The sequence below is a fragment of the Nocardia farcinica genome (assembly GCF_001182745.1).
GTDB lineage: Bacteria > Actinomycetota > Actinomycetes > Mycobacteriales > Mycobacteriaceae > Nocardia > Nocardia farcinica.
The window spans coordinates 110,351-137,194 of sequence record NZ_LN868939.1 but is presented as its reverse complement, the minus strand read 5'-3'; the positions used below and the strand labels follow the sequence as shown (position 1 = coordinate 137,194).

25 protein-coding genes and 4 tRNA genes are annotated in these 26,844 nt (G+C 69.2%); 15 read left to right on the top strand and 14 right to left on the bottom strand.

From position 1 onward, the window contains the following. Positions 1-4 precede the first annotated feature (4 nt). The 3 genes from cydD to AMO33_RS17700 all read left to right on the top strand — a co-directional run bounded on the left by cydD (position 5) and on the right by AMO33_RS17700 (position 4,174). On the top strand, positions 5-1,840 hold the full coding sequence (cydD, locus tag AMO33_RS17710) for a thiol reductant ABC exporter subunit CydD (protein ID WP_060593636.1): 1,836 nt from the start codon (positions 5-7) through the stop codon (positions 1,838-1,840). Between the two features lie 50 nt (positions 1,841-1,890). Then, a complete protein-coding gene (cydC, locus tag AMO33_RS17705; protein WP_060593635.1) occupies positions 1,891-3,519 on the top strand; it encodes a thiol reductant ABC exporter subunit CydC in 1,629 nt (542 codons plus the stop codon). A 100-nt stretch (positions 3,520-3,619) separates the two neighbouring features. After that, positions 3,620-4,174 carry a Uma2 family endonuclease gene (locus AMO33_RS17700; protein ID WP_240327548.1) on the top strand — a complete coding sequence of 185 codons (555 nt, stop codon included), beginning with the start codon at positions 3,620-3,622 and terminating at the stop codon, positions 4,172-4,174. 18 nt (positions 4,175-4,192) lie between these two features. Here the strand turns inward: AMO33_RS17700 and AMO33_RS17695 are convergent, their stop codons facing one another. The 6 genes from AMO33_RS17695 to AMO33_RS17670 all read right to left on the bottom strand — a co-directional run bounded on the left by AMO33_RS17695 (position 4,193) and on the right by AMO33_RS17670 (position 8,279). Then, on the bottom strand, positions 4,193-4,900 hold the full coding sequence (locus tag AMO33_RS17695) for an FABP family protein (RefSeq protein ID WP_011207123.1): 708 nt from the start codon (positions 4,898-4,900) through the stop codon (positions 4,193-4,195). Between the two features lie 194 nt (positions 4,901-5,094). Next, a complete protein-coding gene (locus AMO33_RS17690) occupies positions 5,095-5,400 on the bottom strand; it encodes a DUF1416 domain-containing protein (RefSeq protein WP_011207125.1) in 306 nt (101 codons plus the stop codon). A 5-nt stretch (positions 5,401-5,405) separates the two neighbouring features. Beyond that, the gene (locus AMO33_RS17685) at positions 5,406-6,239 is read right to left on the bottom strand and encodes a sulfurtransferase (protein WP_011207126.1); all 834 of its coding nucleotides are present in this window, start codon (positions 6,237-6,239) and stop codon (positions 5,406-5,408) included. 29 nt (positions 6,240-6,268) lie between these two features. Beyond that, a complete protein-coding gene (locus AMO33_RS17680; RefSeq protein WP_060593633.1) occupies positions 6,269-6,757 on the bottom strand; it encodes a DUF4395 domain-containing protein in 489 nt (162 codons plus the stop codon). A 266-nt stretch (positions 6,758-7,023) separates the two neighbouring features. Further along, entirely contained in the window at positions 7,024-7,470 is a 447-nt protein-coding gene (locus AMO33_RS17675; RefSeq protein ID WP_011207128.1) for a thioredoxin family protein, read from the bottom strand. Further along, entirely contained in the window at positions 7,467-8,279 is an 813-nt protein-coding gene (locus AMO33_RS17670; RefSeq protein ID WP_011207129.1) for an LmeA family phospholipid-binding protein, read from the bottom strand. Before AMO33_RS17670 ends, AMO33_RS17675 begins: the two co-directional genes overlap by 4 nt. 170 nt (positions 8,280-8,449) lie before the next feature. Between AMO33_RS17670 and AMO33_RS17665 the strand changes: the two genes are divergently transcribed. The 6 genes from AMO33_RS17665 to pstB all read left to right on the top strand — a co-directional run bounded on the left by AMO33_RS17665 (position 8,450) and on the right by pstB (position 14,261). Further along, entirely contained in the window at positions 8,450-9,208 is a 759-nt protein-coding gene (locus tag AMO33_RS17665) for a winged helix-turn-helix transcriptional regulator (protein ID WP_011207130.1), read from the top strand. Between the two features lie 3 nt (positions 9,209-9,211). After that, positions 9,212-10,123, top strand: coding sequence for a mycothiol synthase (gene mshD / locus AMO33_RS17660; protein ID WP_060593632.1), 912 nt, complete (start codon positions 9,212-9,214; stop codon positions 10,121-10,123). 265 nt (positions 10,124-10,388) lie between these two features. Then, positions 10,389-11,501 carry a phosphate ABC transporter substrate-binding protein PstS gene (gene pstS / locus AMO33_RS17655; RefSeq protein ID WP_011207132.1) on the top strand — a complete coding sequence of 371 codons (1,113 nt, stop codon included), beginning with the start codon at positions 10,389-10,391 and terminating at the stop codon, positions 11,499-11,501. 85 nt (positions 11,502-11,586) lie between these two features. Further along, a complete protein-coding gene (pstC, locus tag AMO33_RS17650) occupies positions 11,587-12,561 on the top strand; it encodes a phosphate ABC transporter permease subunit PstC (protein WP_011207133.1) in 975 nt (324 codons plus the stop codon). Continuing rightward, positions 12,561-13,466 carry a phosphate ABC transporter permease PstA gene (pstA, locus tag AMO33_RS17645; RefSeq protein WP_060593630.1) on the top strand — a complete coding sequence of 302 codons (906 nt, stop codon included), beginning with the start codon at positions 12,561-12,563 and terminating at the stop codon, positions 13,464-13,466. Before pstC ends, pstA begins: the two co-directional genes overlap by 1 nt. 18 nt (positions 13,467-13,484) lie before the next feature. Continuing rightward, on the top strand, positions 13,485-14,261 hold the full coding sequence (gene pstB, locus AMO33_RS17640) for a phosphate ABC transporter ATP-binding protein PstB (protein WP_011207135.1): 777 nt from the start codon (positions 13,485-13,487) through the stop codon (positions 14,259-14,261). A gap of 96 nt (positions 14,262-14,357) precedes the next feature. Here the strand turns inward: pstB and phoU are convergent, their stop codons facing one another. The 3 genes from phoU to dusB all read right to left on the bottom strand — a co-directional run bounded on the left by phoU (position 14,358) and on the right by dusB (position 18,929). Then, positions 14,358-15,020 carry a phosphate signaling complex protein PhoU gene (gene phoU, locus AMO33_RS17635; protein WP_011207136.1) on the bottom strand — a complete coding sequence of 221 codons (663 nt, stop codon included), beginning with the start codon at positions 15,018-15,020 and terminating at the stop codon, positions 14,358-14,360. Between the two features lie 283 nt (positions 15,021-15,303). Beyond that, positions 15,304-17,646 (bottom strand): LCP family protein, encoded by a 2,343-nt coding sequence (locus AMO33_RS17630; protein WP_244558092.1) that lies wholly within the window; start codon positions 17,644-17,646, stop codon positions 15,304-15,306. Between the two features lie 140 nt (positions 17,647-17,786). Next, a complete protein-coding gene (gene dusB / locus AMO33_RS17625; protein WP_041559813.1) occupies positions 17,787-18,929 on the bottom strand; it encodes a tRNA dihydrouridine synthase DusB in 1,143 nt (380 codons plus the stop codon). Positions 18,930-19,073: 144 nt separating this feature from the next. Between dusB and AMO33_RS17620 the strand changes: the two genes are divergently transcribed. Then, positions 19,074-19,667, top strand: a complete 594-nt coding sequence (locus AMO33_RS17620; RefSeq protein ID WP_011207139.1) for a hypothetical protein — start codon at positions 19,074-19,076, stop codon at positions 19,665-19,667. Between the two features lie 141 nt (positions 19,668-19,808). Here the strand turns inward: AMO33_RS17620 and AMO33_RS17615 are convergent, their stop codons facing one another. The 3 genes from AMO33_RS17615 to AMO33_RS17605 all read right to left on the bottom strand — a co-directional run bounded on the left by AMO33_RS17615 (position 19,809) and on the right by AMO33_RS17605 (position 21,956). Next, positions 19,809-20,774 carry an acyl-ACP desaturase gene (locus tag AMO33_RS17615; RefSeq protein WP_011207140.1) on the bottom strand — a complete coding sequence of 322 codons (966 nt, stop codon included), beginning with the start codon at positions 20,772-20,774 and terminating at the stop codon, positions 19,809-19,811. 311 nt (positions 20,775-21,085) lie between these two features. Beyond that, entirely contained in the window at positions 21,086-21,688 is a 603-nt protein-coding gene (locus AMO33_RS17610; protein WP_060593628.1) for a DUF937 domain-containing protein, read from the bottom strand. A gap of 192 nt (positions 21,689-21,880) precedes the next feature. Continuing rightward, a tRNA-Lys gene (locus AMO33_RS17605) sits at positions 21,881-21,956 on the bottom strand. A gap of 834 nt (positions 21,957-22,790) precedes the next feature. Between AMO33_RS17605 and AMO33_RS17600 the strand changes: the two genes are divergently transcribed. From AMO33_RS17600 to AMO33_RS17585, 4 genes are all read left to right on the top strand, one after another. After that, positions 22,791-23,456, top strand: a complete 666-nt coding sequence (locus AMO33_RS17600; RefSeq protein ID WP_060593627.1) for a TetR/AcrR family transcriptional regulator — start codon at positions 22,791-22,793, stop codon at positions 23,454-23,456. Between the two features lie 94 nt (positions 23,457-23,550). Continuing rightward, positions 23,551-23,623 (top strand) — tRNA-Glu (locus tag AMO33_RS17595). A 29-nt stretch (positions 23,624-23,652) separates the two neighbouring features. Then, a tRNA-Asp gene (locus AMO33_RS17590) sits at positions 23,653-23,726 on the top strand. 74 nt (positions 23,727-23,800) lie between these two features. After that, positions 23,801-23,877: transfer RNA gene (locus AMO33_RS17585), tRNA-Phe, on the top strand. A 799-nt stretch (positions 23,878-24,676) separates the two neighbouring features. Here the strand turns inward: AMO33_RS17585 and AMO33_RS17580 are convergent. Both AMO33_RS17580 and AMO33_RS17575 read right to left on the bottom strand, forming a co-directional pair. Next, positions 24,677-25,444, bottom strand: coding sequence for a glycosyltransferase family 2 protein (locus tag AMO33_RS17580; protein ID WP_060593626.1), 768 nt, complete (start codon positions 25,442-25,444; stop codon positions 24,677-24,679). Then, entirely contained in the window at positions 25,441-26,238 is a 798-nt protein-coding gene (locus AMO33_RS17575; protein ID WP_060593625.1) for a GntR family transcriptional regulator, read from the bottom strand. The genes AMO33_RS17580 and AMO33_RS17575 overlap by 4 nt, the downstream gene beginning before the upstream one ends. 159 nt (positions 26,239-26,397) lie before the next feature. Here AMO33_RS17575 and AMO33_RS17570 point away from each other — a divergent pair, with 159 nt between their 5' ends. Then, positions 26,398-26,841, top strand: coding sequence for a hypothetical protein (locus AMO33_RS17570; protein ID WP_060593624.1), 444 nt, complete (start codon positions 26,398-26,400; stop codon positions 26,839-26,841). Positions 26,842-26,844: the final 3 nt, after the last annotated feature.

Here is a 26,844-nt window from a genome sequence, read left to right as displayed (position 1 = left end):
CACCGTGGCCCGCCCGCCCGTCGACCCGCGCCTGTGGCGGCACGCTCGCTCGGCGCGCCGCTACCTCGGCTACAGCGTGGGACTGTCGTTGGTGACCACCGTCTGCATCGTGGTCGCCGCGACCGCGCTCGGGCGGGTGCTGGCCGGCGTCATCACCGACCCCACGCGGCGGCGGATCACCGACTGGACCGCAGAACTCGTGGTCCTCGCCGTCGCCCTGGCCGGGCGCGCGGTGGCGAGCTGGTGGCAGGCGCGGATCGCGCACCGGGCCGGAGCGAGCGTGGTCGCCGAACTGGAGACCGCTGTGCTGGCGGCGGGCGCGGCCCTGCCGCCACGTGAACTCGACCGGCGCCGAACCGAACTCGCGGTCGTCGTCGGAACCGGGCTGAGCGGCCTGCGCGCCTACCTCACCGGCTATCTGCCTGCCCTGCTGCTCGCGGTGCTGGTGCCCCCCGTGGTGCTTGCGGTGATCCTGGCCCACGACCCGGTCTCCGCGGGCATCGCCGTGGTGACCCTGCCGCTGATCCCGATCTTCATGGTCCTGATCGGGCTGCTCACCCAGGGCCGCGCCGCCGCCACCCTGGCGGCGACCACCCGCCTGTCGGACCAGCTGCTCGACCTCTTCGCGGGCATGCCGACCCTGCGCGCACTCGGTCGCGAACACGCCGACGGCGGCCCGGCGGCCCGCACCATGGAGCATCGGGTGCGCGCCCTCGGCGACGCCCTGCGGGTGCGCACCATGCGCGCCCTGCGCATCGCCTTCCTGTCCTCGATGGTGCTGGAACTGCTCGCCACGCTCAGCGTCGCGCTCATCGCCGTGTCCATCGGCCTGCGGCTGGTGTACGGCGGCATGGACCTCTACGACGGGCTCGTCGCGCTCATCCTGGCGCCGGAGGTGTACCTGCCGCTGCGGATGGTGGGGGAGAGGTTCCACGCCGCGCAGGACGGGATGGCGGCGGCCGACAAGGCATTTGCCGTGTTGGAGCCTGAGGGGGTGCGGCGGGGTCGGATCGATGACCGGACGCTCGTCGGGGCGACGGACCGCCCGGCAGTGGATGAGCGGGGCGGTCTGGCGGTGGGTGGACGGGGTGGCCCGGCGCTGGGTGGGCCGGGTGACCTGGCGGTGGATGGGCGGGGTGGCCCGGCGGTGGATGGTCGGGGTCCGGCGCTGGTCGAGTTGGCCGGTCTGGGTGTGCGGGCCAGGGACGGATGGGCTCCGGCGGACTTGTGCGCGGTGATCCGGCCCGGGGCCCTGACAGTGCTGGCCGGACCGAACGGCAGCGGCAAGTCCACGGCGCTGGCCGCGATTCTCGGGCTGGTGGACGCGGACGCGGGCCGGGTGCGCGTCGACGGGATCGACGTGCGCGAGCTGGACCCGGACGCGTGGTGGCGCCGCCTCGCCTGGCTGCCGCAGCGCCCGGTGCTCGTGCCCGGCACGCTGCGGGAGAACCTGGAACTGCTGGGCGCCGACCTGGTTGACCTGAACCGCGCTTGTGCGGCAACGGGATTCGACGCCGTCCTCGACGAACTGCCGCACCGGTGGGACACCGTGGTCGGCGTGGGCGGAGTCGGATTGAGCCTCGGCCAGCGGCAGCGGCTCGCCCTCACCCGGGTGCTCGCCGCCGACCGGCCGGTCCTGCTGCTCGACGAGCCGACCGCGCACCTGGACGAGGCGAGCGAGGCCGGCGTCCTCGCGGCGCTGCGCGAACGTGCGGCGGCGGGGGCGACGGTGCTCGTCGTGGGGCACCGGCCGACCGTGCTCGCGGCAGCCGACCAGGTGATCGAGGTGCGGTCGGCGGTGCCGGTGGGGCGGTCGGTGGAATCCGGCGGTGCGTCGTGAATTCGACACCGGCGGAGCGGGTTAGGGCCGTCCGGACGGACCTGCGGCGGATGGGGGAACTGCTGGAGCCCGCGCGTGGCCGCGTCGCGGTGGCCGTGACGTGGGGTGTGGTCGCGCTCGGTAGTGCGCTCGGGCTGGCGGCGCTGGCCGCCTGGCTGATCGCCCGGGCGTGGCAGATGCCGCCGGTGCTCGACCTCAGCGTCGCGGTGGTGTCGGTGCGGGCGCTGGGCATCTCGCGCGGGCTCGCCCGCTACCTCGAGCGGCTCGCCACCCACGACGTCGCACTGCGCTCGATGACGAACGCGCGGGCCGCGGTGTACCGGAGGCTGGCCCGCTCGGACGTCTGGTTGCGCCGCGACCGGCGCTCCGGCTCCGGCGCGGCCGCCGACAGCGCCGCCCGGCTCCGCCGCGGCGATCTGCTCGTGCGGATCGGCAGCGACATCGACGACCTCGGCGCGGTGATCGTGCGCGCCCTCGTGCCGATCGCGGTGGCCGCGGTGCTCGCGCTGGCCGCGGTGGGATTGATCGCCACCATTTCGGTGCCCGCCGCGATGATCCTGGCCGCCTCGCTGGCGGTGGCGGGCGTGCTCGCGCCGTGGCTGTCGGCCCGCGCCGCCCGGTCGGCGGAAGTCGCGGTGCGCGCCGACCGCGCCGAGTTCACCGCACGGGCGCTGACCGTCCTCGACCACGCCGCCGAACTGCGGGTGGCGGGCCGCTTGGCCGGTACCGTCACCGCGGCGCGTGACGCGGGCCGTCGCTCGGTCGCCGCGGAGGACAGCGCCGCCGCCCGCACCGCCTGGTCCGCGGCCGCCACGCCGCTGGCGCTGGGTGCCAGCGTCCTCGGTGCGCTGCTCATCGGCGTCGTCGCCTACGGACCCGGCGGCGGACTGCCCGGCGGCATGACCCCGATGGCCCTGACCATCCTGGTGCTGCTGCCGCTGTCGGCCTTCGAAGCCACCGCGGCCCTGCCCGCCGCCGCCCAGTCGCTCACCACCGCCCGTGCCGCACTGCACCGCATCGAGGGCGCCACCCGCGCCGCAGTCGCGACGGACGGCGACGCGGCGCCGGTCCGGCCCGATCTGCCACCGGGCCGCCGCATCGCCGTCGTCGGTCCCAGCGGTGCCGGCAAGACGACGCTGCTCATGTTCTGGGCGGGCTTGTTCGACACGCCCCGGCCCGACGTCACGTTCTTCGCCGAGGACGCCCACCTGTTCGGCACGAGCGTGCTGGAGAACCTGCGGGTCGCGCGGGGCGACGTCACCGAGGCGGAGGCCGAGCGCGCGTTGCGTTCGGTCGGTCTGGGCGACTGGCTCGACGCCCTTCCCGACGGGCTGTCCACCGATCTGGTGGGCGGCGCCGCGGCCGTCTCCGGCGGGCAACGCCGCCGCATCCTGCTCGCCCGCGCGCTGGTCTCCCCGGCCCGGGTGCTGCTGCTCGACGAACCCACCGAACACCTGGAGGCCGGGGCGGGCGCCGACCTGCTGCGCGCGCTGCTCGACGCCGACTCCGGACTGGTCGAACCGGACCGCGTGGTGGTCGTGGTCACCCACCAGCTGCCCGCCGACCACCGCGCCGACGTCGTCGTGCGGGTGGACTCGTCCTGGCAGGTCGCCGTCGAGCGTTCGCCCCGGTCGGCCCCGGATTCCGCCCCCCGCGAAAATACGTTGCCGACCTCCTGACGGCCGACTACCTTCGGGCGTACACGAGGAAGGAGGTGGTTCGAAGAATGGATAGTTCTAGGACACGTGAGGTGGCTGTCCGCTAGCGCCACCGCTGCAGGTGGTATCCGCCCGCGCGAGCGCTGAGCGAATACCAGGCAGTCACCCGGCCCCCGAGCCCCCGGTCTGTCCGACCGGGACCCGTGCAGGCACCCGCCGCACCGGTACGGCTCGGGGGCCGTTCCCTTTCCCGACCAGGTCCGCCCCACGGGCGCTACGCTGGGGCAATGACCGTCGAGCCGCTACCCGACTGGGTGATCCCTCCTGCGGGCGGCTACACCGTCGACGCGTTCCTGAAGCTGCGTGGTCTTCCGAAACACACCGAACTGATCGACGGGGGTCTGGTCTTCGGGACCTGGTCCTCGCCGTCGAAGCGGTGTCCCCGGACTCCGAGGAACGTGACCGGGAAACCAAGCCGCTGAAATACGCCAACGCCGGGATCCCGCATTTCTGGCGGGTCGAGCGGGGCAGCGACGATCGAGTGGTGGTCTACGCCTACGAGCTCGACCGCGTCTCCGCCCGGTACGTGCCGATCGGCATCTTCCACGACCGGCTGAAGCTGCCGGTCCCCTTCCCTGTCGACATCGACCTCGAGGCCCTCGGTCGTCGCGGCTGAACCGGTGCTGCGGGTGGTTCAGCCGATGTAGCGCTGGAGGCGGGCCGAGAGGCGCGGTTCCAGGGGGCCGTCGGCGACGACGCGTTCTTCGACGTAGGCGAGGTCGCCGCCCTCGACGATGCCGTACAGGCGCTTGGCGCCGCCCACGACGACGCCGGACTGGCTGCGGATCACCACGTCGGTGGCCAGCTCCCAGGACGACTGGGTGAGCGCGGTGCCGTAGAAGAGTTCGACGATGCCGGAGCTGTGCGTGAGCAGCAGTTCGATGACCTCGTCGTCGCCGTCCACACCGACCCGCCAGAACCCGGTCTCGCGCAGGTCGGGGCCGCCGTAGCTGCCGTCGGCTTCGATGAACCAGCTGCGCGACTCCCAGGACAGGTAGTCGCCGCCGTCGTGGGAGACGATGATCTGCTGGCCGAAGCGGTAGTCACCGCGGGCGGGATCGTTGCCCTCGCCCTCGCCGCGCCACACGCCGACCATCGGCAGCAGCGCCAGCATGGCGGGGCTGAGATCGGGGCCGAGGCGCAGATTCGCGGTGTCCTCGGGCAGCGGAAGATCCGGCAGCACCGGAATGTTCCGGCTGCCGGTGGCCTTGGCGCGCTCGGCGGCGTCGGCTACGGCCTGGTCGCCGCTGCGCCGCGCGGGCCGGTCGGCCGGCGCGTTGCCGTTGCTGTGTTCACTCGCGCGCTCGGCCGGATCGGAACCTTCGCTCGCGAGATCGCTCATGACTCGGTGAACAGCCGGTAGAAGACGTACAGGCCGAACCAGCCGATCAGCAGCGACACCAGGACCAGCAGAATCTCGAAGAAGAGGACCACGCAACCGAGTCTATCCACCTCGGTCCCCGGCAACGAAACGGCCCCGCGGCAACCCACCGGTAGAACCGGCGGGAGCCGCGGGGCCGTCGTGCCCTGCTGTTCTTACTTGGCGACCGCGACGTCCACGGTGTGGATGCCCGCGCCCTCGGGGCGCACCTCGGCCGAGCCGTTGCCCGCCGAGGACAGCGCGCGCACGGTCCACGTGCCCGGCGCCGCGAAGAAGCGGAAGTCACCGGTGCCGGAGGCGACGACCTCGGCGGTGAAGTCACCGTTGCCGTCGAGCAGGCGGACGAACGCGCCGCCCACCGGCTGCCCGTCGGAGGCAAGGACGCGGCCGGTGATGACCGTCTCCTTCTCCACGTCGACGCCTGCCGGAATGGCCTGTCCCTGGGTAGGTGCTGCACACATGCTGATTACGCTCCCAACTCGATCGGTGCACCGACGAGGGAGCCGTACTCCGTCCAGCTCCCGTCGTAGTTCTTGACGTTCTGGTGGCCCAGCAGCTCCTGCAGGACGAACCAGGTGTGCGAGGACCGCTCACCGATGCGGCAGTAGGCGATGGTCTCCTTCTCCGGATCCAGGCCCGCTTCCTTGTAGATCTCGGTGAGTTCCTCGTCGGACTTGAAGGTGCCGTCCTCGTTGGCCGCCTTGCTCCACGGCACGTTGATCGCGCCGGGGATGTGGCCGGGACGCTGGCTCTGCTCCTGCGGCAGGTGCGCGGGGGCGAGGATCTTGCCGGAGAACTCGTCGGGCGAACGCACGTCGACGAGGTTCTTGGTGCCGATGGCCGCGATGACCTCGTCACGGAAGGCGCGGATCGACAGATCCGGCGCGGAGGCCTTGTACTGGGTGGCCGGGCGGTTGACCGGCTCGGTGGACAGCGGGCGGCCGTCCAGTTCCCACTTCTTGCGGCCGCCGTCGAGCAGCTTGACGTTGTTGTGGCCGTAGAGCTTGAAGTACCAGTAGGCGTAGGCGGCGAACCAGTTGTTGTTGCCGCCGTAGAGGATCACCTCGTCGTCGTTGGAGATGCCGCGCGCCGAGAGCAGGTCGGAGAACTGCTGCTGGTTGACGAAGTCCCGGCGAACCGGATCCTGCAGGTCGTTCTTCCAGTCGAGGCGGACGGCACCCTCGATGTGGCCGTTGTCGTAGGCGGAGGTGTCCTCGTCGACCTCGACGAAAACCACGCCGGGGGTGTTGAGGTTCTCTTCGGCCCAGTCCACGGAGACCAGGACATCGGAGCGAGCCATTGTGTTCCTTTCAGCGATGACGAGCAGGGTCAGTTCGATGCCGGGGACCCGGCGGGGCGGAAGCGGGCGACCAGCGGATAGATCCGGCAGCCCAGGCAGAGGCCGAACGCGGCGTTCAGGAACGCCGCGAACAGCGCGAAGCCGGCGAACACGGCGCCGACGACGGTGGAGCCGAGCACGAAGCCCAGCAGTGACACGGCCGCGAAGACGAAGCCGAGCAGTTGGGCGAAGCGCAGCGGCGGGGTCGGCTCGGTCTCGCGCACCGGCCCGAGTCGCGGTGCGACCAGGGCGGCGAAGACCAGTCCGTAGGGGTGCTTGCGCGGCCCGGCCAGCGCGCCGATCGCGAACACGACCGCCTGCACGGCGATCAGGACGGCGGCGAGCCCGGGGGAGACGGCGGCGGCCAGCAGGACCAGCACCAGCACGGCGGTGGTGATCCAGGCGACGAACCGCGGCCCGCGCACGTCGACCCGGTCGAGGGCGCCGTCGGCTTCGGTGGTGGTGGAGGTGGTGGACATGGTGCGTACTCCTGCGCTGATTGCTTCGATGGCGGGATTGCCAGATCGCCGGGGGATCGTGAGATCACTCGCACGGCGGGCAGCGGTCGGCGTCGGAGAGACGAGAGGACGGCCGACCGATCAGCGGCACAGGCAGCAACAACCACCGAGCCGACACAGATCCACTGTGCGGCGTCGGGTGAGCATCAGCTCGTGGTTGGCTTGCACGTGAGGCAGTTTACCCAATCGGCGCGGGAAATTGGACCGGGGGTGCGCGGCCGGTGTTCTCAGCCCTGGTCCGCGGCCGTCAAGGGGGCCAGCGCGGAACGCAGATCGCCGGCCTTGGGCACGCCGGAGATCCGGAACCGCTCGCGGCCCGCGGCATCGAAGACGAAGGTCGTCGGCAGCGACAGCACATTGAGTTCGCGGGCCAGCGCGGGCTCGGCGTCGATGTCGATCTCGATGTCCTGCGGCGGGTGCGGCTCGGCCGCCAAATCCGCTGTGACACCGGCGACGACGCGGCGCACGGCCGCGCACGGGCCACACCATTCCGCGGAGAAGTGCAGTACCGCCGGGCCGGTACCGGTGACGCCCGCGGCGGCGAGCAGCCCGGCCCGCTCGGGGTTGGTGCTCGCGGGCGCCGCCGGGCGCGCGCGGCCCTCGCGGCGCCGGATCAGCAGCCCGATCAACACCGCCAGCACCAGCACGACGATCAGAATTGTGATTTCGGTCATGGCCGCTGCAACTGGTCGAGATCGATGGTCACGTTGTCTCCTCTGCCGTCGACCACGATCTGGCCGCCGAGCGCGATCACCTTGGTGGGGTGCACGCCGAACGGCAGATCCTTCGTATCGATGGTGCGCGTGAAGCGGGCCAGCACGGCGGGCTGCTCGGCCTCGGGCACCACCGCGGTGGTGCTCAGGTCGCTGTCGCTGCTGCGGTGCAACTCGGTGGCGGTGATCCGGATCTGGTCGCCGTCGAGCACGAGTTCGGCGTCGACCGCGACCTTCTCCCCGCCCTGGCCCGCCGCCTTGCCCGGCTGCGTGCCGGTGCCGGGCAGGGTGCCGGTGAGCACCAGCGCGCCCTCGGTGGTCATGCCGGAACCGCCCGATCCGCCGGTGCCGTCCGATTTGTCCGCCGGACGCGAATGCACTTGCAGATCCGGGATGTTGAACAACCTGCCCAGCTCGGTGGGCTCGATGCGCATCGCCGCCTCGACCCGCTCGACCGGCACCCGCCTGCCGCCGCCGTCGTTGAGCTCGCTCAGGCTCAGTTGCACGCCGGTGAGGGTGGCGTCGACGGAGATCTCGCCGGGGATGTCCGGCCGCTTGACCGCCGCGCGGATGACCACACTCTGGTACCGGCCGTCCAGCGCCTGGGCGAGGAAGGGGAACCCGTGGATGGTGACCTCGGGGTCGGCGCTGAGATCGGCTCCCTCGCGCAGCGTCCGCGAGACGCGGTACTCCGAGTAGGCGGCCGCGGCGAAGTCCACGAGCACGGCCACGCCCGCCAGGCACAGCAGGCCGATGATCAGCTTGCGCATGCCCTGCACACTAATGCGGGAAGGGCACGGTGGCGGCGACGGTGCCCGATGGTGGCCGGAGTGCGAGGTCATCGGGCTCTACGCGCTAATCTTGCTCCGATCACCTGTATCAGCAATGTGGCTTTCGGCGGTGCTGCTGTTGCCCGTGCTATGAGATGGGAGGAGGGCTTGTGGAGCTGCTCCTGCTGACCTCCGACCCCAACCCCGAGTCGGTGTTGCCCTCGCTCGCGCTGCTCGCGCACACCGTGCGACCGGCGCCCACCGAGGTGGCCTCGCTGCTCGAGGCGGGGACCGCGGATGTCGCCCTGGTCGATGCCCGCACCGACCTGGCCGCGGCTCGCGGCCTGTGCCGACTGCTCGGCAGCACCGGTTCGTCGGTTCCCGTCGTCGCGGTACTCACCGAAGGCGGCCTGGTCGCGGTCAACGCCGACTGGGGCCTGGACGACATCCTGCTGCCCGGCACCGGCCCGGCCGAACTGGACGCGCGTCTGCGCCTGCTCGTCGGCCGCAACGGCGGGGTGGCCAGCCCCGAGAACACCGGCAAGATCACCCTGGGTGAGCTGGTGATCGACGAGGGCACCTACACCGCCCGGCTGCGCGGCCGCCCGCTCGATCTCACCTACAAGGAGTTCGAGCTGCTGAAGTACCTCGCCCAGCACGCGGGCCGGGTGTTCACCCGCGCCCAGCTGCTGCAGGAGGTCTGGGGCTACGACTTCTTCGGCGGCACCCGCACCGTCGACGTGCACGTGCGGCGCCTGCGCGCCAAGCTCGGCAGCGAGTACGAATCGCTGATCGGCACCGTGCGCAACGTCGGATACAAGGCGGTGCGCCCGGCGCGCACCCCGGCCAAGGGTGAGGCGGTGTCCTTCCCCGAGGACGACAGCGAAGGCGACGATTCGTTCGCCCCCGTCAACGGATCGGCGCAGTAATCCATGGGCGACATCACCGTGCGCTGGGCGCAGCGGCTGGACGGCGAGACCGCCGACGCGGTGCGCGAACTCCTCGCCGCCGCGAGCGCGGCCGACGGCGTCGCGCCCGTCTCCGAACAGGCGGTGCTCTCCCTGGGCGAGCCCGGTGCGGCCAGGCACCTGCTGGCCGAACACGACGGCGAACTGGCCGGCTACGCGAATCTCGTTCCGGCACATGGAGATCACCCCGCCATGGCGGAGGCCGCCGTGGCGCCGGCGCGGCGCGGCCGTGGCATCGGCACCGCGTTGGTACGCGAGGCGCTGGCGGCGGGCGGTGCGGACGCGCGGGTGTGGGCGCACGGTGACCGGCCCGCGGCCAAGGCGGTCGCCGCCCGGCTCGGGCTGCGCACCGCCCGCGAGTTGTGGCAGATGCGCCGCAGCCTGGCAACGCCGCAGTTACCGGAGTTGGTGGTTCCGGACGGGATCGTCCTCCGTACCTACGCGGGTCCGGCCGACGACGCCGAACTGCTCCGCGTCAACAATGCGGCGTTCGACTGGCATCCCGAACAGGGCGGCTGGACCGAGCGCGACATCGCGGTGCGCCGGGCCGAGTCCTGGTTCGATCCGGCCGGCCTGTTCCTGGCCACCGACACCGCCGCGCCCGACCGCGTCCTCGGCTTCCACTGGACGAAGGTGCACGCCGACGAGCAGCCGCCGGTGGGCGAGGTCTACGTCGTGGGGATCGATCCGGCGGCGCAGGGGCGTGGCCTGGGCCGACTGCTCACCCTGGCGGGTCTGCACCACCTGCGCGAGCGCGGGCTGGGCGGGGTGCTGCTGTATACCGAGGCCGACAACACCGCCGCGGTGAACACCTACACCAAGCTCGGGTTCGCGCCCGCGCACGTGGACGTGGCGTACGCCGCGAACGGGGCCTGACCGGGGGTCGATCACGGAACGCGAGGTGGCGCGGGAGTGTCCGCAGGTAAAAATGCGGCAAATATCACGCAATTCGGACGCAATCGGACGGCCCTGTTCACCTCGCGTTCACTCCGGCTCGTCCAACTGTCAACCGGGCGACTCTACGTTATTTGTGGGCAGCAGGCCGTTGCCCGGTGCGCAAGTTCCCCGTGAACGGCCACCACAACCACCCGCCCGGGCCGGTGAGGGACCGGGCGTGTCGGACGCGATTCCCGGAGGAATAGTGAATTTCAAGCGCAGCAGCGCCCTGGTGGGTGCTCTGGCCGTCGTCGCCATGCCTCTCGCCGCCTGTGGCAGTGACGACAACACCAGCGGTGACACCAGCAACGCGGCCAACAGCAGCGTCGCCTGCGGCGGCAAGGAGTCGCTGAAGGCCAGCGGCGCCTCCTCCCAGAAGAACGCGATGGAGCGCTTCATCGCCGCCTACGAAGCCAACTGCGACGGCTACACCCTCAACTACACCTCCAGCGGCTCCGGCGCGGGCGTCAACGAGTTCCTCGGCGGCCAGACCGACTTCGGTGGCTCGGACTCCCCGCTCAGCCAGTCCAAGGGCGAGCCTGCCAAGGCCCAGGAACGCTGCGGCGCCCCGGCCTGGAACCTGCCGACCGTGTTCGGCCCCATCGCCATCACCTACAACATCGACGGCGTGACCGACCTCGTGCTGGACGGCCCGACCGCGGCGAAGATCTTCAACGGCACCATCAAGACCTGGGACGCCCCCGAGATCAAGGCGCTGAACCCGAACGCGCAGCTGCCCGCCGCGCCGATCGCGGTGATCTTCCGCTCCGACGAGTCGGGTACCACCGACAACTTCCAGCTCTACCTGGACGCGGCCTCGGGCGGCGCCTGGGGCAAGGGCGGCGGCAAGACCTTCAACGGCGGTGTCGGTGAGGGCGCCAAGGGCAACGAGGGCACCTCGGCCGCGATCAAGAACACCAAGAACTCGATCACCTACAACGAGTGGTCCTTCGCCAAGTCGCAGAACCTCTCGGTCGCCCAGATCGTCACCTCGGCCGGGCCGGAGCCGGTGAAGCTCTCGGTCGAGACCGCGGGCAAGGCCATCGACGGCGTGAAGATCAAGGGCGAGGGCAACGACCTGGTCCTCGACACCAGCTCGTTCTACCAGCCGACCGTGGCGGGCTCCTACCCGATCATGATGGCGACCTACGAGATCGTGTGCTCGAAGTACGCCGATGCCGCCACCGGCCAGGCCGTCAAGGCGTTCCTGACCTCGGCGGTGACCAACGGGCAGAACGGCCTGGAGGACAACGGGTACATCCCGATCCCCGAGCAGTTCAAGACCCGGCTGACCACGGCGATCAACGCCATCTCCTGAGCCAGCCATGACCGTGCACCCTGAGGTGGCCGCGACGGGCTCGTCGGATTCGACGGGCCCCTCCGCGGCTGGAGATACTGCGCACATGCCGAGTGAACCGAACACCGAATCGGCCCCCACGAAGACCAGGACGCCGCACAGCGGGCGCGCGGAGACGATCTTCCGGTCGCTGGCCACCGCCGCCGGCGCCGTCATCGTCGCCGCCATCGCGCTGATCGCGCTGTTCCTGCTGATCCGCGCGGTGCCTTCGCTCAGGGCCGACACGGTGAACTTCTTCACCAGCACCGAGTTCAGCACCAGCGACCCGGACAACCTGCGGTTCGGCATCCGCGACCTGTTCATGGTCACCGTGTTGAGCTCGGTGTTCGCGCTGGTGATCGCGGTGCCGATCGGTGTCGGCATCGCCCTGTTCCTCACCCACTACGCGCCCAAGGCGCTGGCCAGGCCGTTCGCGACCCTGGTCGACCTGCTGGCGGCGGTGCCCTCGATCGTGTTCGGTCTGTGGGGCTTCCTCGTGCTCGCGCCGAAGATCGAGCCGGTGCAGCGTTTCCTGAACGAGAACCTGGGCTGGTTCTTCCTGTTCTCCGACGGCAACGTCTCGATCTCCGGCGGCGGCACCATCTTCACCGCGGGCATCGTGCTCGCGGTGATGATCCTGCCGATCATCACCTCGGTCTCGCGCGAGGTGTTCAACCTGACCCCGGTCGCGCACATCGAGGCCGCCCAGGCCCTCGGCGCGACCAAGTGGGAGGTCGTCCGGATGACCGTGCTGCCCTACGGGCGCAGCGGTGTCATCGCCGGCTCCATGCTCGGTCTCGGCCGCGCGCTCGGTGAGACCATCGCCGTGCTCGTCGTGCTGCGGACCTCGGCACAGGCGGGGAGCTGGTCGCTGTTCGACGGCGGCTACACCTTCGCCTCCAAGATCGCTTCGGCGGCATCGGAGTTCAGCTCGCCGCTGCCGACCGGTGCCTACATCGCGGCGGGCTTCGTGCTCTTCGCGCTGACCTTCGTGGTCAACGCGCTGGCCCGGCTCGCGGCAGGCGGAAAGGTGAACGGCTGATGACGACGCTGACCAAGTTCGACCAGCCGGTCAAGGCACCGACCTTCCGGGACATCAGCACCTCCCGCAAGGTCAAGAACCACATCGCCACCGCCGTGGTGAGCATCTGCTTCGCCGTCGCGCTGATCCCGCTGGGCTGGGTGCTGTGGATGGTGGTCAGCGAGGGCATCGGCGCGGTGCTCTCCTCCACCTGGTGGATGAACTCCCAGAAGGGCATCCTGCCGGACCAGTCCGGCGGCGGTGTGTACCACGCGATCTACGGCACCATCATCCAGTCGGCGGTGGCCGCGATCATCGCGGTGCCGCTGGGCATCATGGCGGCGGTCTACCTGGTCGAATACGGCCGCGGCCGGCTGGCCAAGGTGACCACCTTCATGGTCGACATCCTCGCCGGTGTGCCCTCGATCGTCGCCGCGCTGTTCATCTTCGCGCTGTGGATCGCGACCCTCGGGTTCCCGCAGAGCGCCTTCGCGGTGTCGCTGGCCCTGGTGCTGCTGATGCTGCCGGTCGTGGTGCGCAGCACCGAGGAGATGCTCAAGCTCGTGCCCGACGAGCTGCGCGAGGCTTCCTACGCGCTCGGCATCCCCAAGTGGAAGACCATCGTGCGCATCGTCGTCCCGACGGCGCTGCCCGGCATGATCAGCGGCATCCTGCTGTCGCTGGCCCGAGTGATGGGCGAGACCGCGCCGGTGCTGGTGCTGGTCGGCTACGCCAAATCCATCAACACCAACCTCTTCGACGGCAACATGGCCTCGCTGCCGCTGCTGATCTACCAGGAGCTGGCCAACCCCGAGGCCGCGGGCCGGGAGCGGGTGTGGGGTGCGGCGCTGACGCTGATCCTGCTCATCGCCCTGCTGTACGCGGCGGCCGCGGTCGTCAACAAGCTGCTCACGCGGAACCGATAGAAGCGAACGGAAACTCACATGGCCAAGCGGATCGACGTCAAAGACCTCAACATCTACTACGGCAAGTTCCACGCCGTGGCCGATGTCTCGCTGACCGTGCTGCCGCGCAGTGTGACCGCCTTCATCGGTCCCTCCGGCTGCGGTAAGTCCACCGTGCTGCGTTCGCTCAACCGCATGCACGAGGTGACCCCCAACGCCCGCGTCGAGGGCGTTGTCGCCCTCGACGGCGAGGACATCTACGGCGAGAACGTCGACCCGGTCGGCGTGCGCCGCACCATCGGCATGGTGTTCCAGCGCCCGAACCCGTTCCCCACCATGTCGATTCGCGACAACGTGGTGGCCGGCCTGCGCTTGCAGGGCGTGCGCAACAAGAGCGAGCTCGACGAGGTCGCCGAGCGCTCGCTGCGCGGAGCGAACCTGTGGAACGAGGTGAAGGACCGCCTCGACAAGCCGGGCGGCGGCCTGTCCGGCGGTCAGCAGCAGCGCCTGTGCATCGCCCGCGCGATCGCGGTCTCGCCCGACGTGCTGCTGATGGACGAGCCCTGTTCGGCGCTGGACCCGATCTCCACCCTGGCGATCGAGGACCTGATCACCGAACTGAAGAAGGACTACACGATCGTCATCGTCACGCACAACATGCAGCAGGCGGCGCGCGTGAGCGATCAGACCGGCTTCTTCAACCTGGAGGCCCAGGGCAAGCCCGGCAAGCTGATCGAGATCGACGACACCGAGAAGATCTTCTCCAACCCCGGCCAGAAGGCGACCGAGGACTACATCTCGGGCCGCTTCGGCTGATCGACCCCGGATACCGGAAAGGCCCGCGCGAATCGCGCGGGCCTTTCCCGTCTTTCGACGCTCTGCCCGGGCGTGACCCGGGCCGAGCGTCCGGTCTCAGTTCTCGACGTCGGGGTCGGGCGGCAGGGTGCCGGTGACCAGGAAGATGACCCGGCGGCCGATCTCCACCGCGTGGTCGGCGAAGCGCTCGTAGTAGCGCCCCAGCAGCGTGACATCGACCGCGGCGGCGACGCCGTACTTCCACTCCCGGTCCATCAGCAGCGTGAACAGATGGCGGTGGAGGTCGTCCATCGCCTCGTCGTCCTCGTTGAGCTGCGCGGCGCGCTGCGGGTCGCGGGTCTCGAGCACCTCCTTGGCGCCCTGGCCCATGCTCACCGCGATCCGGCCCATCTCGGCGAAGTAGCCGTTCACCGCCTCCGGTAAGGCGTGGTTGGGGTGGCGTCTGCGGGTGACCTTGGCCACGTGCAGTGCCAACGCGCCCATCCGGTTGACGTCGTTGACGATCTGGATGGCGCTCACCACCTGGCGCAGGTCGCCCGCGACGGGCGCCTGCAGCGCCAGCAGAGCAAACGCCCGCTCCTCGGCATCGGAGATCATCTCGGCGATCCGGTCGCCCTCGCTGATCACCTGCTCGGCCAGGGCCAGGTCGGCCTGGAGCAGCGACTGGGTGGCCCGATCCATCGCCGAGCCGGCCAGGTCGGCCATCTCGCCCAGCAGGCGGGCGAGATCGGTCATTTGCTCGTTGTAGATGACACGCATGAACGCTGACATTAGTGCGATGCGGCGACCAAGTCACCAACACCGGGTTAACCGGAGGTGGGCGCGTCCGCCGAGGTCACTCGCAGGTCACGGCCGCGCCCACCGGGTTCGATCAGCTGTAGACGTAGAACCGCCACACCTGCCACGAAGATCAGCTTTCGTACCACTAAAACCCCCTTCTCGAAGTCGAACACCGTCGAGTACTGCGGGCGAGGTGGGAGTCCCGCGATTTCGCCTGCTGCCGAGCATATTTTCGGAATGCAAGGCACAGCTGACGGACCGTCTACTTGCAGATCTCGTCGGCCGCGTTGACGTGTTCCAGATCCGCGGGGAGGACGGCCGGAGCCGACTCGACCGACGTGCTCGTCGCGACGTTGCTGATCACATCACCGACCGGGGTCGGAGCCTGCACGGTAACGCCGTTGGCGGAGTCGGTTCCGACGACCACCTCGACGATGCCGCCGAGGTCGTCGGCGGCCTCGATGGTCGCGCCGGGGACCGCCGAGGCCACCGTGGCGGCCTCGGCTTCGAGCCCCGCGCCGTAGCGAACCTTGGTTGTTGCCGATGTGCCGTTGGCGTAGTTGCTGACGTTGTAGATCGTGAAGCCGTGGTTGTCGAGCTTGGTGGCCGCGGTGCGGGCCAGGCCGTCGTAGCCGGAGCCGTTCGAGACCAGCAGCGAGACCGTGGAGGGGTCCACCGCCGTATACGTCGACGGGGTCGGCGCGGCCGGGGCCGGGGCCGGCGCGTCGGCCGGGGTCGTCGGCTTCTCGCCGGGCAGTGGCTGGTCGTCTCGGATCGCCTTGAAAATCGCCTTGATGTCCGATTCGCGAGGGATCTCGTTGCCGTAGGCGGTGGTGCCTGCGGTCGGCACGGTGAGGAAGGTCACCGTACCGGCGTCGAGTTTTTGCAACGAGCGGCCGAGCGTCAGCAGATCCTCGGGCTTGGTCGTTTCGTCGACCATCGTATGAGCGGTGAATTCCTTGATGAAACCGTTCAGCTTGCCCAGATCGAGGAACACATTGCTCGACAGGGCGCCGCGCAGCAACGAGGCGAGGAACCGTTGCTGGCGGTTGATCCGGTCGTAGTCGCTGCGCTCCTCGCCGTAGACGTGCCTGGCGCGCACGTACTTCAGAGCTGTCTCGCCGTTGATGCGTTGCTTGCCCGGTTTCTCCAGGATGGTGCCGAGCACATCGTCGACGAGTGGCTTGGTCGCGCAGACCTCGACCCCGTCGATCTTGTCGACCATCGCTTCGAAGCCGGCGAAGTCGATGGCGATGAAGTGATTGATCGAGGCGCCGGTGAGGCGCTGGATCGTGGAAACCAGGCACTGCGGGCCACCGAGGGCATAGACAGCGTTGAGCTTGTCGCCGATGGCGGGCGGGAAGGTCTCCTTGGTGTAGGTCTTGTCGCCATCCCAGCCGTTGCACTTCGGCCTGGTCACGTCGAGATCACGCGGGAAGGACACGATGACGACCCGGTTCCGCGCCTTCGGAATGTGCACGAGCATGGTGGTGTCGGCGCGAGAACCCTCGGCGTCGTCCAGGGTGCCTGCGCCCAGTTGCCCGTTGGCGCCCGCACGGGTGTCGGTGCCCACGAGCAGGTAGTTCTCGTCACCGAGTTGTGCGTCGGAATCGACGATGTCCTCGGAGTTCTCGTCCAGCGCCGACACCTGGGTGAAGTCGTTGCCGGTGGAGCGCAGGTAGCTCCAGCCACCGCCGGTGATCAGCAGGGCAAGCACGGCGGACAGCGCCGCGGCCGAGCGGCCGAAGGCCTTGGCGCGCCGGGTGCGGCGCTGCCTGCTCGCGGCCAGCCGCGACAGCGGCGGGCTCGGCACGGCCTTCGGCTCGGCGGGCTTGTCCGGCTCGTCCGCCACGTCGTCGGTGGTGGGCCAGCCCATCGCGTTGCGGGCGGGCTCCCGCTCGGCGACCGGCGGGATGATGTCGGTGACCTCTTCGGCGTCCTCCGGCGGCGCCACGGGCTCGGCGTGCCTACGGCCGCTCGTCGGCTTGGGTGCGGCGGCCTGGCCGCCGGTGATGTCGTCGACGATCGGGGAGGACTTCGACCGGCGGCCCGGCTCGGGCCGGGCCGTGGGGGGCTGGGCTGGGCGGCGCGCGGACGGGGCTTCCTGGCGCGGAGCGGCGGGCGACGCGGCGCGCGGGTCGGTCGCGCGCGATGGTGTGGCAGGTGCGGCCGTGCGCGGGTCGGTCGCGCCCGGTGCCGTGGCCGGCGGTGCGATGCGGGGGTCGGCTGACCGCGGTGGGGTGGTGGGTGATGCGGCGCGGGGGTCGGCTGACCGCGGTGGGGTGGTGGGTGATGCGGCGCGGGGGTCGGCTGACCGCGGAGGGGTCGCGGGTGAAGCGGCGCGGGGGTCGGCCGAGCGGGGTGGGGTGGCCGCTGACGTGGCGCGCGGATCGGCGGCGCGGCGGCGCCGGGCGACCCGCTCGCTGTCGACCTTCTCGACGAGGTCCTGAACGGTCAGCGGGGTGCCCTCGTCGGGGGCGTCGAGGTGCCGGGACCGCCGCGACGTGCGCGAGCCCTCACGATCGGGCGTCTCCGCCGCGGGATAGCGCTCCCACGGGGCGCGACCTCCGGGCCGCTGGGCATGCCCGTGCCGATCGTCACCCACCAACGAACCTCGCTTTACTTCTTTGCTGTCGCCCGGGCCGAGCTCGACCGGCATGACACGATTGCGCCAATGATAACGATTCCGCCACGGTGAGCCACTCTGGTGCGAATCCGGCTGTGCCGTCACACCGTTTCCGCAGATCAGCCCCCGCTGTGCATGACGTCGGCCGCGGTGGGCACGGCGGGATCGTCCGGGTCGTCGAGCCAGCCGTGCGGCAGCGCCACCTTGCCCGGGGAGCCCTGGCGCCCGCGCGGGCCCTCGGCGTCCTTGGGGAACGGCGCGGTCGGATCGAGCCGGCCGATCAGGTCACGCAACTGGGCCAGGCTCGACACCGTCGCGAAGGACCGGCGCAGGTCCGCGCCGACCGGGAAGCCCATCAGGTACCAGGCCATGTGCTTGCGCAGATCGCGCATGGCCTTGTCCTCGCCGAGGTGTTCGGACAGCAGCGCACCGTGCCGGTACAGCACTTCGCCCACCCGGCCCAGGTTGGGCGGCTCCGGCAGCGGCTGACCGCGCAACGCCGCCTGCAACTCGGCGAACAGCCAGGGCCGCCCCAGGCAGCCGCGGCCGACCACCACGCCGTCGCAGCCGGTCTCGGCCATCATCCGCACCGCGTCCTCGGCGGCGAAGATGTCACCGTTGCCGAGCACGGGGATGGTGGTGACGGCCTCCTTGAGCCGGGCGATCGCCGACCAGTCGGCCTGGCCGGAGTAGCGCTGCGCGGCCGTGCGGGCATGCAGCGACACCGCGCGGGCGCCCTCGGCCTCGGCGATGCGGCCGGTGTCGAGGTAGGTGTGGTGATCGTCGTCGATGCCGATACGGAACTTCACCGTCACCGGCACGCCCGCCGGTTCCGCGGCGGCGACCATCGCGCGCACGATCCGCGCGAACAGCGCGCGCTTGTAGGGCAGCGCGGCACCGCCGCCGAGCCGGGTGACCTTGGGCACCGGGCAGCCGAGGTTCATGTCGATGTGGTCGGCCCAGCCCTCGCCGACGATGATGCGCACGGCCTCGCCGAGCGTCTGCGGGTCCACGCCGTAGAGCTGCATCGACCGCGGATGCTCGTCGGCGTCGAAGGACATCATGTGCAGGGTCTTCTCGTTGCGCTCCACGACCGCGCGGGCGGTGATCATCTCGCACACGTAGATCGAGGTGGCGCTGCCGAACTCCCGGCACAGCTTGCGGAACGCGAGATTGGTGATGCCCGCCATCGGCGCGAGCACGACCGGCGGATCGACCGGATACGGGCCGATCCGCAGCGTCGAGGTCGCCTCGGTAGTCATCGTCACGCCCTCCAGTGTCTCATCAGGGCACTACCGGCTGGTAAGCGCCCGAGCGCGACCCCCTAGTCTGTGACCACCCACAATTAGCGATACCGGGCGTAACGCATTCATCTGGACGCCTGCACGACGACATCGGAGTTCCCCATGCCAGCCGAGGACATCGAACCGGGCCAGCCGCGCGAGGCGGCCGAGTCCGCGCCCGCCCGTCCGAAGGGCGCCACCGTGTCGATCCCGCTGTCGACGATCGGATGGTCGGTGGCGCTCGCCGTGGCCACCGTGCTCGCCGTGGTGTTCGGCGCACTGTGGTGGTCGGCCCGGGGCGACCTGGACGAGCGCGACGCCCGCGCGGCCGACGAGCGCCGCGCCGAGCAGGTCGCCACCGATTACGCCGTCGGCGCGGCCACGGTGAACTACCAGGACGTCACCGCCTGGGTCGGCAAGCTGAAGGCCAACACCACCCCGCAGCTGGCGACCAAGTTCGACGCCACCGCGCCCAAGCTCGAGCAGATCCTGGTGCCGCTCAAGTGGACCTCCACCGCGTCGCCGATCGCCGCCGAGGTCGCCTCCGAGGCCGACGGCACCTACAAGGTGAACGTCTTCGTCAACGTCACCTCCACCAACGCGCAGAGCCCCGAGGGCGCGCAGACCACCGTCACCTACACCGTGACACTCGACAAGAACGCCGACTGGAAGATCACCGACGTCGGCGGGGTGGACGGCGCGCTGCCGATCAAGTGACCCGACACGACAGCGCCGCCGCCGAGCGATTCGGCGGCGGCGCTGTGCTGTTCAGGAACGACGCGCTGTTCGGGAACGACGCGCTGTTCGGGAACGACGCGCTGTTCGGGAATGGGGCGCTGTCCGGGTCGAGCTGTGGCGTCAGCTCGCGGCGGCGTCCGCCATCTCGCGCTTCTTGGCCTCGCGAGCCAGCATGCGGTCGCGCTGCTCCTCGAACTTCACCACGTCCTTGGACAGCTTGTCCAGGAAGGCGGCCAGCCGCTCGCGGGTCTGCTCACCGCGCGCGGTGAAGTCGGTGCGGTCGAAGACGTTCCACTTCTTCAGCACCGGCTGGACGACCTCTTCCAGGTGCTGGCGCAGGTCGTAGATGCCGTGCTTGGCCATCAGCACGCCGTTGCGGCGGAAGTTGGGCATGCCCGCGCCCGGCATCTGGAAGTGCTCCAGGATCAGCGTGATCGCCTCGATGGCCTGGTCGGGCACCAGGTCCAGGGCCGCACCGCACATGTTGCGGTAGAAGATCATGTGCAGGTTCTCGTCCGCGGCTACGCGCTGCAGCATGCGGTCGGCGATCGGGTCGTCGCAGACCTTGCCGGTGTTGCGGTGGCTCACGCGGGTGGCGAGTTCCTGGAAGGTGACGTAGGCGACCGAGTGCAGGAAGCCCGCGTCGGCTTCGGCGGGCGAGGCGAAGCCGTTGGTCATGTGGATCATGCGGGCCTGCTCGAGCGCGACCGGATCCACACCGCGGGTGACCACCAGGTAGTCGCGCATCACGATGCCGTGCCGGTTCTCCTCGGCGGTCCAGCGACCGACCCAGGTGCCCCAGGCCCCGTCCTGGGAGAAGTTCTCCGCGATCTCGCGGTGGTAGGAGGGCAGGTTGTCCTCGGTGAGCAGGTTGGTGATCATGGCCGCCTTGGCGACCTCGCTCAACTTGGACTGTTCCGGATCCCAGTCCACGCCGCCGAGTGCCGCGAAGTTGCGGCCCTCGTCCCACGGGACGTAGTCGTGCGGATGCCATTCCTTAGCCAGGGAGAGGTGACGGTTGACGTTTTCCTCGGCAACCGGCTCCAACTCCGTGAGCAGTTCGAGTTGAGTCAGATCCCTTGCCATGTATCAGCCCTTCATTGTCTGCGTGCACGCTTGCAGGTCGTATTTCCGGAGTAGACCGTGCCCGATGCGGCCATACCTTACGGCACCGTAGGTGTGAGGCGAAACGCATCGGGCGGTGACAGGGGGAAGTCACGACCGAAGGCCCCGTCGGTTGGGACGAAGGTCCCGGTTTCAGCGGCGAAACCCGGCCCGACCTCCCCCGAGTGTAGGCGCAGGCGGTCGCCGAGTGGGCTCCTTGCTCGCTCGTTCGGTCCCCGACAATCACCGATCTATCGCCGCGCCCGCGCCGCCGTTACGCCGGATCGCCGGATTCAGCGCTTCCCGCCGAGCAGGCCGCCGAGCACGTTGCCGAGGGCGCCACCCGCGTTCTTGGCGATGGCTTCGCCGATGGCGCCACCGATGCCGCCCTTGCCGCCACCGAGCAGGCCACCGAGGATGTCGCCGATCGCGCCGCCGGCGGAAGGCGTGGGCGTGGGCGCGGGTGCGGGCGCCTGGGGTGCCGCGGCACCACCGGTGAGCTGCTTGGCCAGGTAGGCGAGCACGATCGGGGCCAGGATCGGCAGCAGCTGGGCCACCAAGTCGTTGCCGCCGGTTCCCGCGGTCGAGCCGAGCGCGCTGATGACCGTGTTCTTCTCCGCGCCGAACACCTTGTCGACGATCTTGGCGCCGTCCGCCACGTCCACCTGGGCGATGTCGACCGCGCCCTGGCCCTCGACCAGGCCGGGATCGTGCTTGTCCAGCGCGCCGACCAGCGCGGTCGCGCCCGCGGGCTCGGCGGCGTTGGCCTGCAACCCGCCGAGCAGCGTCGGCAGCGCGGCCTGCACGGCGGTGCGCGCGGTGGACTCGTCCACGCCGAGCTTCTCGGCGATCTGGCTGATCGGAACGTTGGAGAGCAATTCGTCGAAGGAAGTCATCGGCTCCGCCTGTCTCGAAGGATGCCCCCGATGTGCCGGGGACGGCCTCACAGTAAAGGAAACCCCGGTCGTGATGCCGACATTCATGGTTGCTGTGGCCGCTGGGACCGCCCTGTGTGCCGGCGGTGGATCCCCTGGGAACGACCCCTGGGAACGACACAGGCGCCCGGGCGACCCCGGGCGCCTGCCGCCTGGTGCCCCCACCAGGGCTCGAACCTGGGACCTGCGGATTAAAAGTCCGTAGCTCTACCAACTGAGCTATAGGGGCGCGAGGGGCAAGTGTAATGGGCTCGGGCGGGGTTGGGGAAACCGGGGGAGCGGAGCCGCGGGGCGGCATGGTAACGGCGCGGCCGTGGTGACGGCAGCGGTGGGCTGGGCGTGGGGGCCGGGGGTGCTGGTCGCGGTATCCGGTTGGGGCCGAGCTTTGTTCATTTCGGCCGGGCGCGGATACTATCGAATCGTGTTGCCTACCAATCAGTTTGGTTTCGCAGTCGGTAGGTCATCCGGCGCCGCTGCGGCGAGGGCCGGCGGATGCGGGTCGGCGCGGACGATCGGCGGCGGCGCCGGGCGCGGTCGCGTGGTGCCGGGATGTCGGCATCCGTGGTGAATTGGAAATCCGCCCCGGACAATCATTTTCGATTGCGCAATGTTAGCTGTCACAGTTATCCGCGCGGTCGGCTATCTGACTCGCCGGTTTGCCGCGTGTCGGAACGCGATTGCGGGTACGGTGACGCTCTGGTGAATTCCGGAAGAATCGCCGTGCCACCCGGGGCGGTCGGAATTCGACTCGTCATCGTGGTGCCCGCAGGTGTTGCGACCGGCCGGTCCGGTTGTGGCAATCAAGGAGTCTATGCCGCAGGAGGCTGATCCGAGACAGGTCCGAGACGTAGGTACGCCCGGGTGCGCACCCCCTGCGGCGCACCCGGGCAGAGAAATTATACCAGCTGGTGTGTTTAACGGAATTCTCGAGTTTTCGTACCTCAGGTCCGAATTTCCGCGAGAAACCGGGCTTCAAGTATTTACCTTTATTAACTGTGCGCCAGGGGTCCAGTCCTACGGGGGGCTTCGATTGGCGGTGAGTAGCTTCGGAGGCGTTTCGAGCATGGCACGGCAGCAAGAGCGGGCCCGCCGGACACGGGCGGCGATTATCAGGTCCGCCGCCGTCGAATTCGGGAAGAGCGGCTATGCCGCGGCATCGCTGAACCGGATCCTGGAAGGATCGCGCGCGACCAAGGGTGCGATGTACTTCCACTTCGACTCCAAGGAGGACCTGGCAAGGGCGGTGCTGGAGACCGCGGTCGAACGCTACCGTTCCTCGGCCGAGAGATGGCTGGCCAGAACGGATCTCGGTCCACTCGACGTACTGCACGGCATGATCGACGAGCTCGCGCTGCGGCTCGAGCACGACATCATCGTGCAGGCGGAGTACCGGCTCATCATCGAGCCCGACTTCTATCGCGACGTGCAGGTCGGTGGTGGGCGCATCCTCACCCGCGCCACCCGCTCGCTGGCGGTCCGCGCGATCGACCACGGTCAGCTGCGCGAGGACGCCGACCCGGACCGGTTCACCCGCACGCTCACCGCGGCGCTGGCCGGCCAGCGCTACCTGGTGGACCTGCTCGGCGGCGCGTCCGATCTGCGCAGCCGGTTCCAGGAGGCGCTCGAGGTCGTCGTGGCGTCGATGGCGACGCCCGAGTGGTGCGAGAAGTTCGCGGTGGACGGGTGGGGTGCCTCGGCACGGCTGGAAGAGCTCGGACTGGGCCTCTGACCAGCCGATTTGGGAATCTCGGCGAAGCTGTCATAAGCTATGCGAGCTCCCAACGGACAGCCGTTGAAAGCCGGTCCGGAGAAATCCGGGACGAGCCCCCTTCGTCTAGCGGCCTAGGACGCCGCCCTTTCAAGGCGGTAGCGCGGGTTCGAATCCCGTAGGGGGTACGGTCCACGGATCGTTGGTAGCAGAGCATGGCCCTGTGGCGCAGTTGGTTAGCGCGCCGCCCTGTCACGGCGGAGGTCGCGGGTTCGAGTCCCGTCAGGGTCGCAAGTAAGCGCCGGAGCAATCCGGCGCTTCGCGTATGGCAGCGTTTCGCGCAGTAGCCCGGAACGGGTGCCTGCGGCCAGGTAGCTCAGTTGGTACGAGCGTCCGCCTGAAAAGCGGAAGGTCGCCGGTTCGATCCCGGCCCTGGCCACCACATCCCCCCGGCATATCACCAGGTCGGGGGGATTTTTCATGTCAGTACCCCGGTGGGGTTCTCACTCGGCGTTGTCCGTGGCTGACCGCCGAAGACTGTGAGATGTTGCACGTAGAGTGCACGGGCTTGGCCCTGATGGTGGTCGGCCTGCACACCTCGGGGGCTGGCTCACCGCCTGCCCCTACGGCCTGCCCGTCACGCGCGGAGGCTCACGGGTCAAGGGTGGCGATAGCCATCACGCAGTGACGCCGAAGGCGCCCTTGAGGCGTGAGGGGCGCGGGATCACAATGCAGGCCGACCACCATCAGGGCCACGCGGCCGGAGGACGCGCAAGGACGCGGGCTTGTCCGGCAATTGTCCTGGAACTGCTGTCGGGTTGCTGATGGTCCGGGGGCTACTGCCAGGTGCTCTGTGTGCCAGGTGCTCTGTGCTCTGGTGATGCGTGGGAGGCGACCACAGCCAGTCGACCGGGCGCATGCCGGCCGATTCGTGCTCGGCTGCGGGAGGCAAGTCCGGTAGGGCACTCGTCGTGCCCAGCACCGCCCGGTTGTTGGAGAAGGCGGCCAGACAGGAACACGGACCGTCCTGCCACGGCGCAAACGTGCCGCCGACGCGCCGACGCGCCGCGGGCGACGCCTTATCAGCCAGCGCCGCGCGTCGTAGCGCGGCGGCGGCGCGTATGCGCCGCCGCGGGCGCTCTTGATCCTGTATGGCGAAATTCGGCAACAAGTTGTCTAGGTGTGGGCACGAAGAAGGCCGACCGCTGCGCAGCGATCGGCCTTCGACGCACGGAATCTAACTAGGCGGTCACCGTGTTGCTGGGTTTGAATCGGGTGGTTTCGTGCAAGACTTCGGCCCGAGCTGCGATTAGTGCCATCCGGGCGGCGATCTCGTCAGCTTCGGTGTGTGCAGGGTGCGCGGTCACCTGGCCGTGCCACTTCCGGTAGAGCAAGCCCGGCTCCGACGAAAACCAGCCGTCCGCGACAGCATCGGCCGCGAGTAGTAGCCCGGTATCTTCGGACGCTGGCAGAGCCATCCAACCACCCAGCGCCAACAGCAGATCGCGGCGGATGCACAGGGTCGCCGGGTGCACCGGAGCCCGGTAATTGTGGGTGCGCCAGTGCTGAACGACTTGTTGCGATTGAAGCCGACCGCCGTCAGGATCGTATTCGAACCCGACCGTCGTGCCGTCCTCAAGCAGGTCGAGAACCTTGGATGTCGCCCAGCCGATCCCGGGCTGACTCAGGGCCGTGATATCGCGCAGCAGGGTTCCGGGAGTCAACTGGTCGTCCGCGTCGAGCACTTTGACAAGGCTGCCCTCTGCTCGCGCCAGGGCGAGCGATCGGCACACTCCCGGCCCCCCGTGCCGACCCATCCCGAAGCTGATTCGCGGGTCCTGGGGCAACAGGCGAGCAACATCACCCGTTAGGCCGTCCTCTTGCACCAGCCATTCCCATTCCCAACCCTCGGGAAGCTCCTGCGCGGTCAGCGATTCGTAAGCTGCACTGAGGAATTCAGGGACAGGACGGTATACCGGCGTAATGACGGAGATCAGTTTGTTGTTCATCGGCGGTCCCACCTCGTGAGCTTGGTTTCGAAAGTCATCTCGGTTCGGTCGCCGGGCAAGATTACGTCGGAGTACTCGACGGTGTGGCCGGACGTGTCAATCATCCTCTTACGAACAACAAATACCGAGACGGTGGGCGTGATATCGAGCTCCTCCACTTCCGCTGTGGTCGGCGGGCGGGTCGATACCGTCTCCACAACTCGGTCGACCTCGATGCCGAGGGTGTAGAGCTGGTGGTGAGTGCCGCCCGGCCACGGCTCGTTAGTGTCGTCAACGAGCTCCGGATTCGCGGCAGCTACGTCGTACACCATGTACGAGGTACTGAGGTTCAACGGTGCTGGCTCATTCCGCAACTTGGTTCGGTAATTGCGTTGCAGAAGCGTTGTGCCAACAGGAATTTCAAACACGGCCGCGAGTCGTTCGTCAGCCTCCACCCTGTCATACCAGGCCGTGAACTGGAGGTCATCAATCGCAAGGCCGGTGTCGCGTTCCGTTGCTCCCGTGGCTCGCCGCTCCGTCTCAGCCGAACGTGCACGGTCCTTTTCCCATTGGTGACGGGCCGAGTCGCGGCGGACCTTTTGACGGGGTGCACGAACATATGTGCCGATTCCCTGCCGGGACTCAATCAACCCTTCCGCTCGGAGTACGCCCATCGCCTGGCGGATGGTGGGCACGCTGACCTTGTATTCCTCGCTTAGGGCAGTCTCGGCGGGGAGCCGTTCACCCGCTGGTAGCTGCTTGGTTCTGATCTTGTGACGGATGCTCTCGGCCACCCGCTCATACTTCGCCACCATCGCCGCCTCCTTGTCTGGTCGCACATCGAGTCTAAATCAGTCCCCATGGGGACTTGACGAGCGCATGCGACCGTGGCCATACTCAGATCAGTCCAAAGAGGACCGGAGGACATGAGGGTAAGCCCTCACTACGACACTCGATGACCCAAGGAGATTGACATGGCACTCAAGGGCTACCGCTTCCCGATCGCTCATGCTGAGGCGTTCCCGCAGGGGCTCGTGCTGGTCGGCCAGATCGAGCCGTTGATCAAGTACAACCCGGATCGGAACGCGGTCCCCGAGCAGCAGATCGACTACAACCCGAAGACCGGCGCGGGGTCGCGTCTGCCGATGTGGAAGGCGACGGTGACCGATCCGTCGGAGACCAACGCCAAGCGGGCGAGCTTTCAGCTGATCTTCCTGTCGGAGGTTCAGCCGGTGCCGTCGACGCCGGAGGTGCTGCCGGGGATGCGGCAGATCGAGTTGGAGGGTCTGTTGGCCGAGCCTCGGGTGATGGGTCAGGGTGAGTTCAAGTACCAGGGGTTCGTGTTCTACGCCGGTGGCATCAAGGGGGACACCTCGGGTGCGCGTGGCAAGTCCGCTGCTGAGTCCCGGGTGGCGTGACGA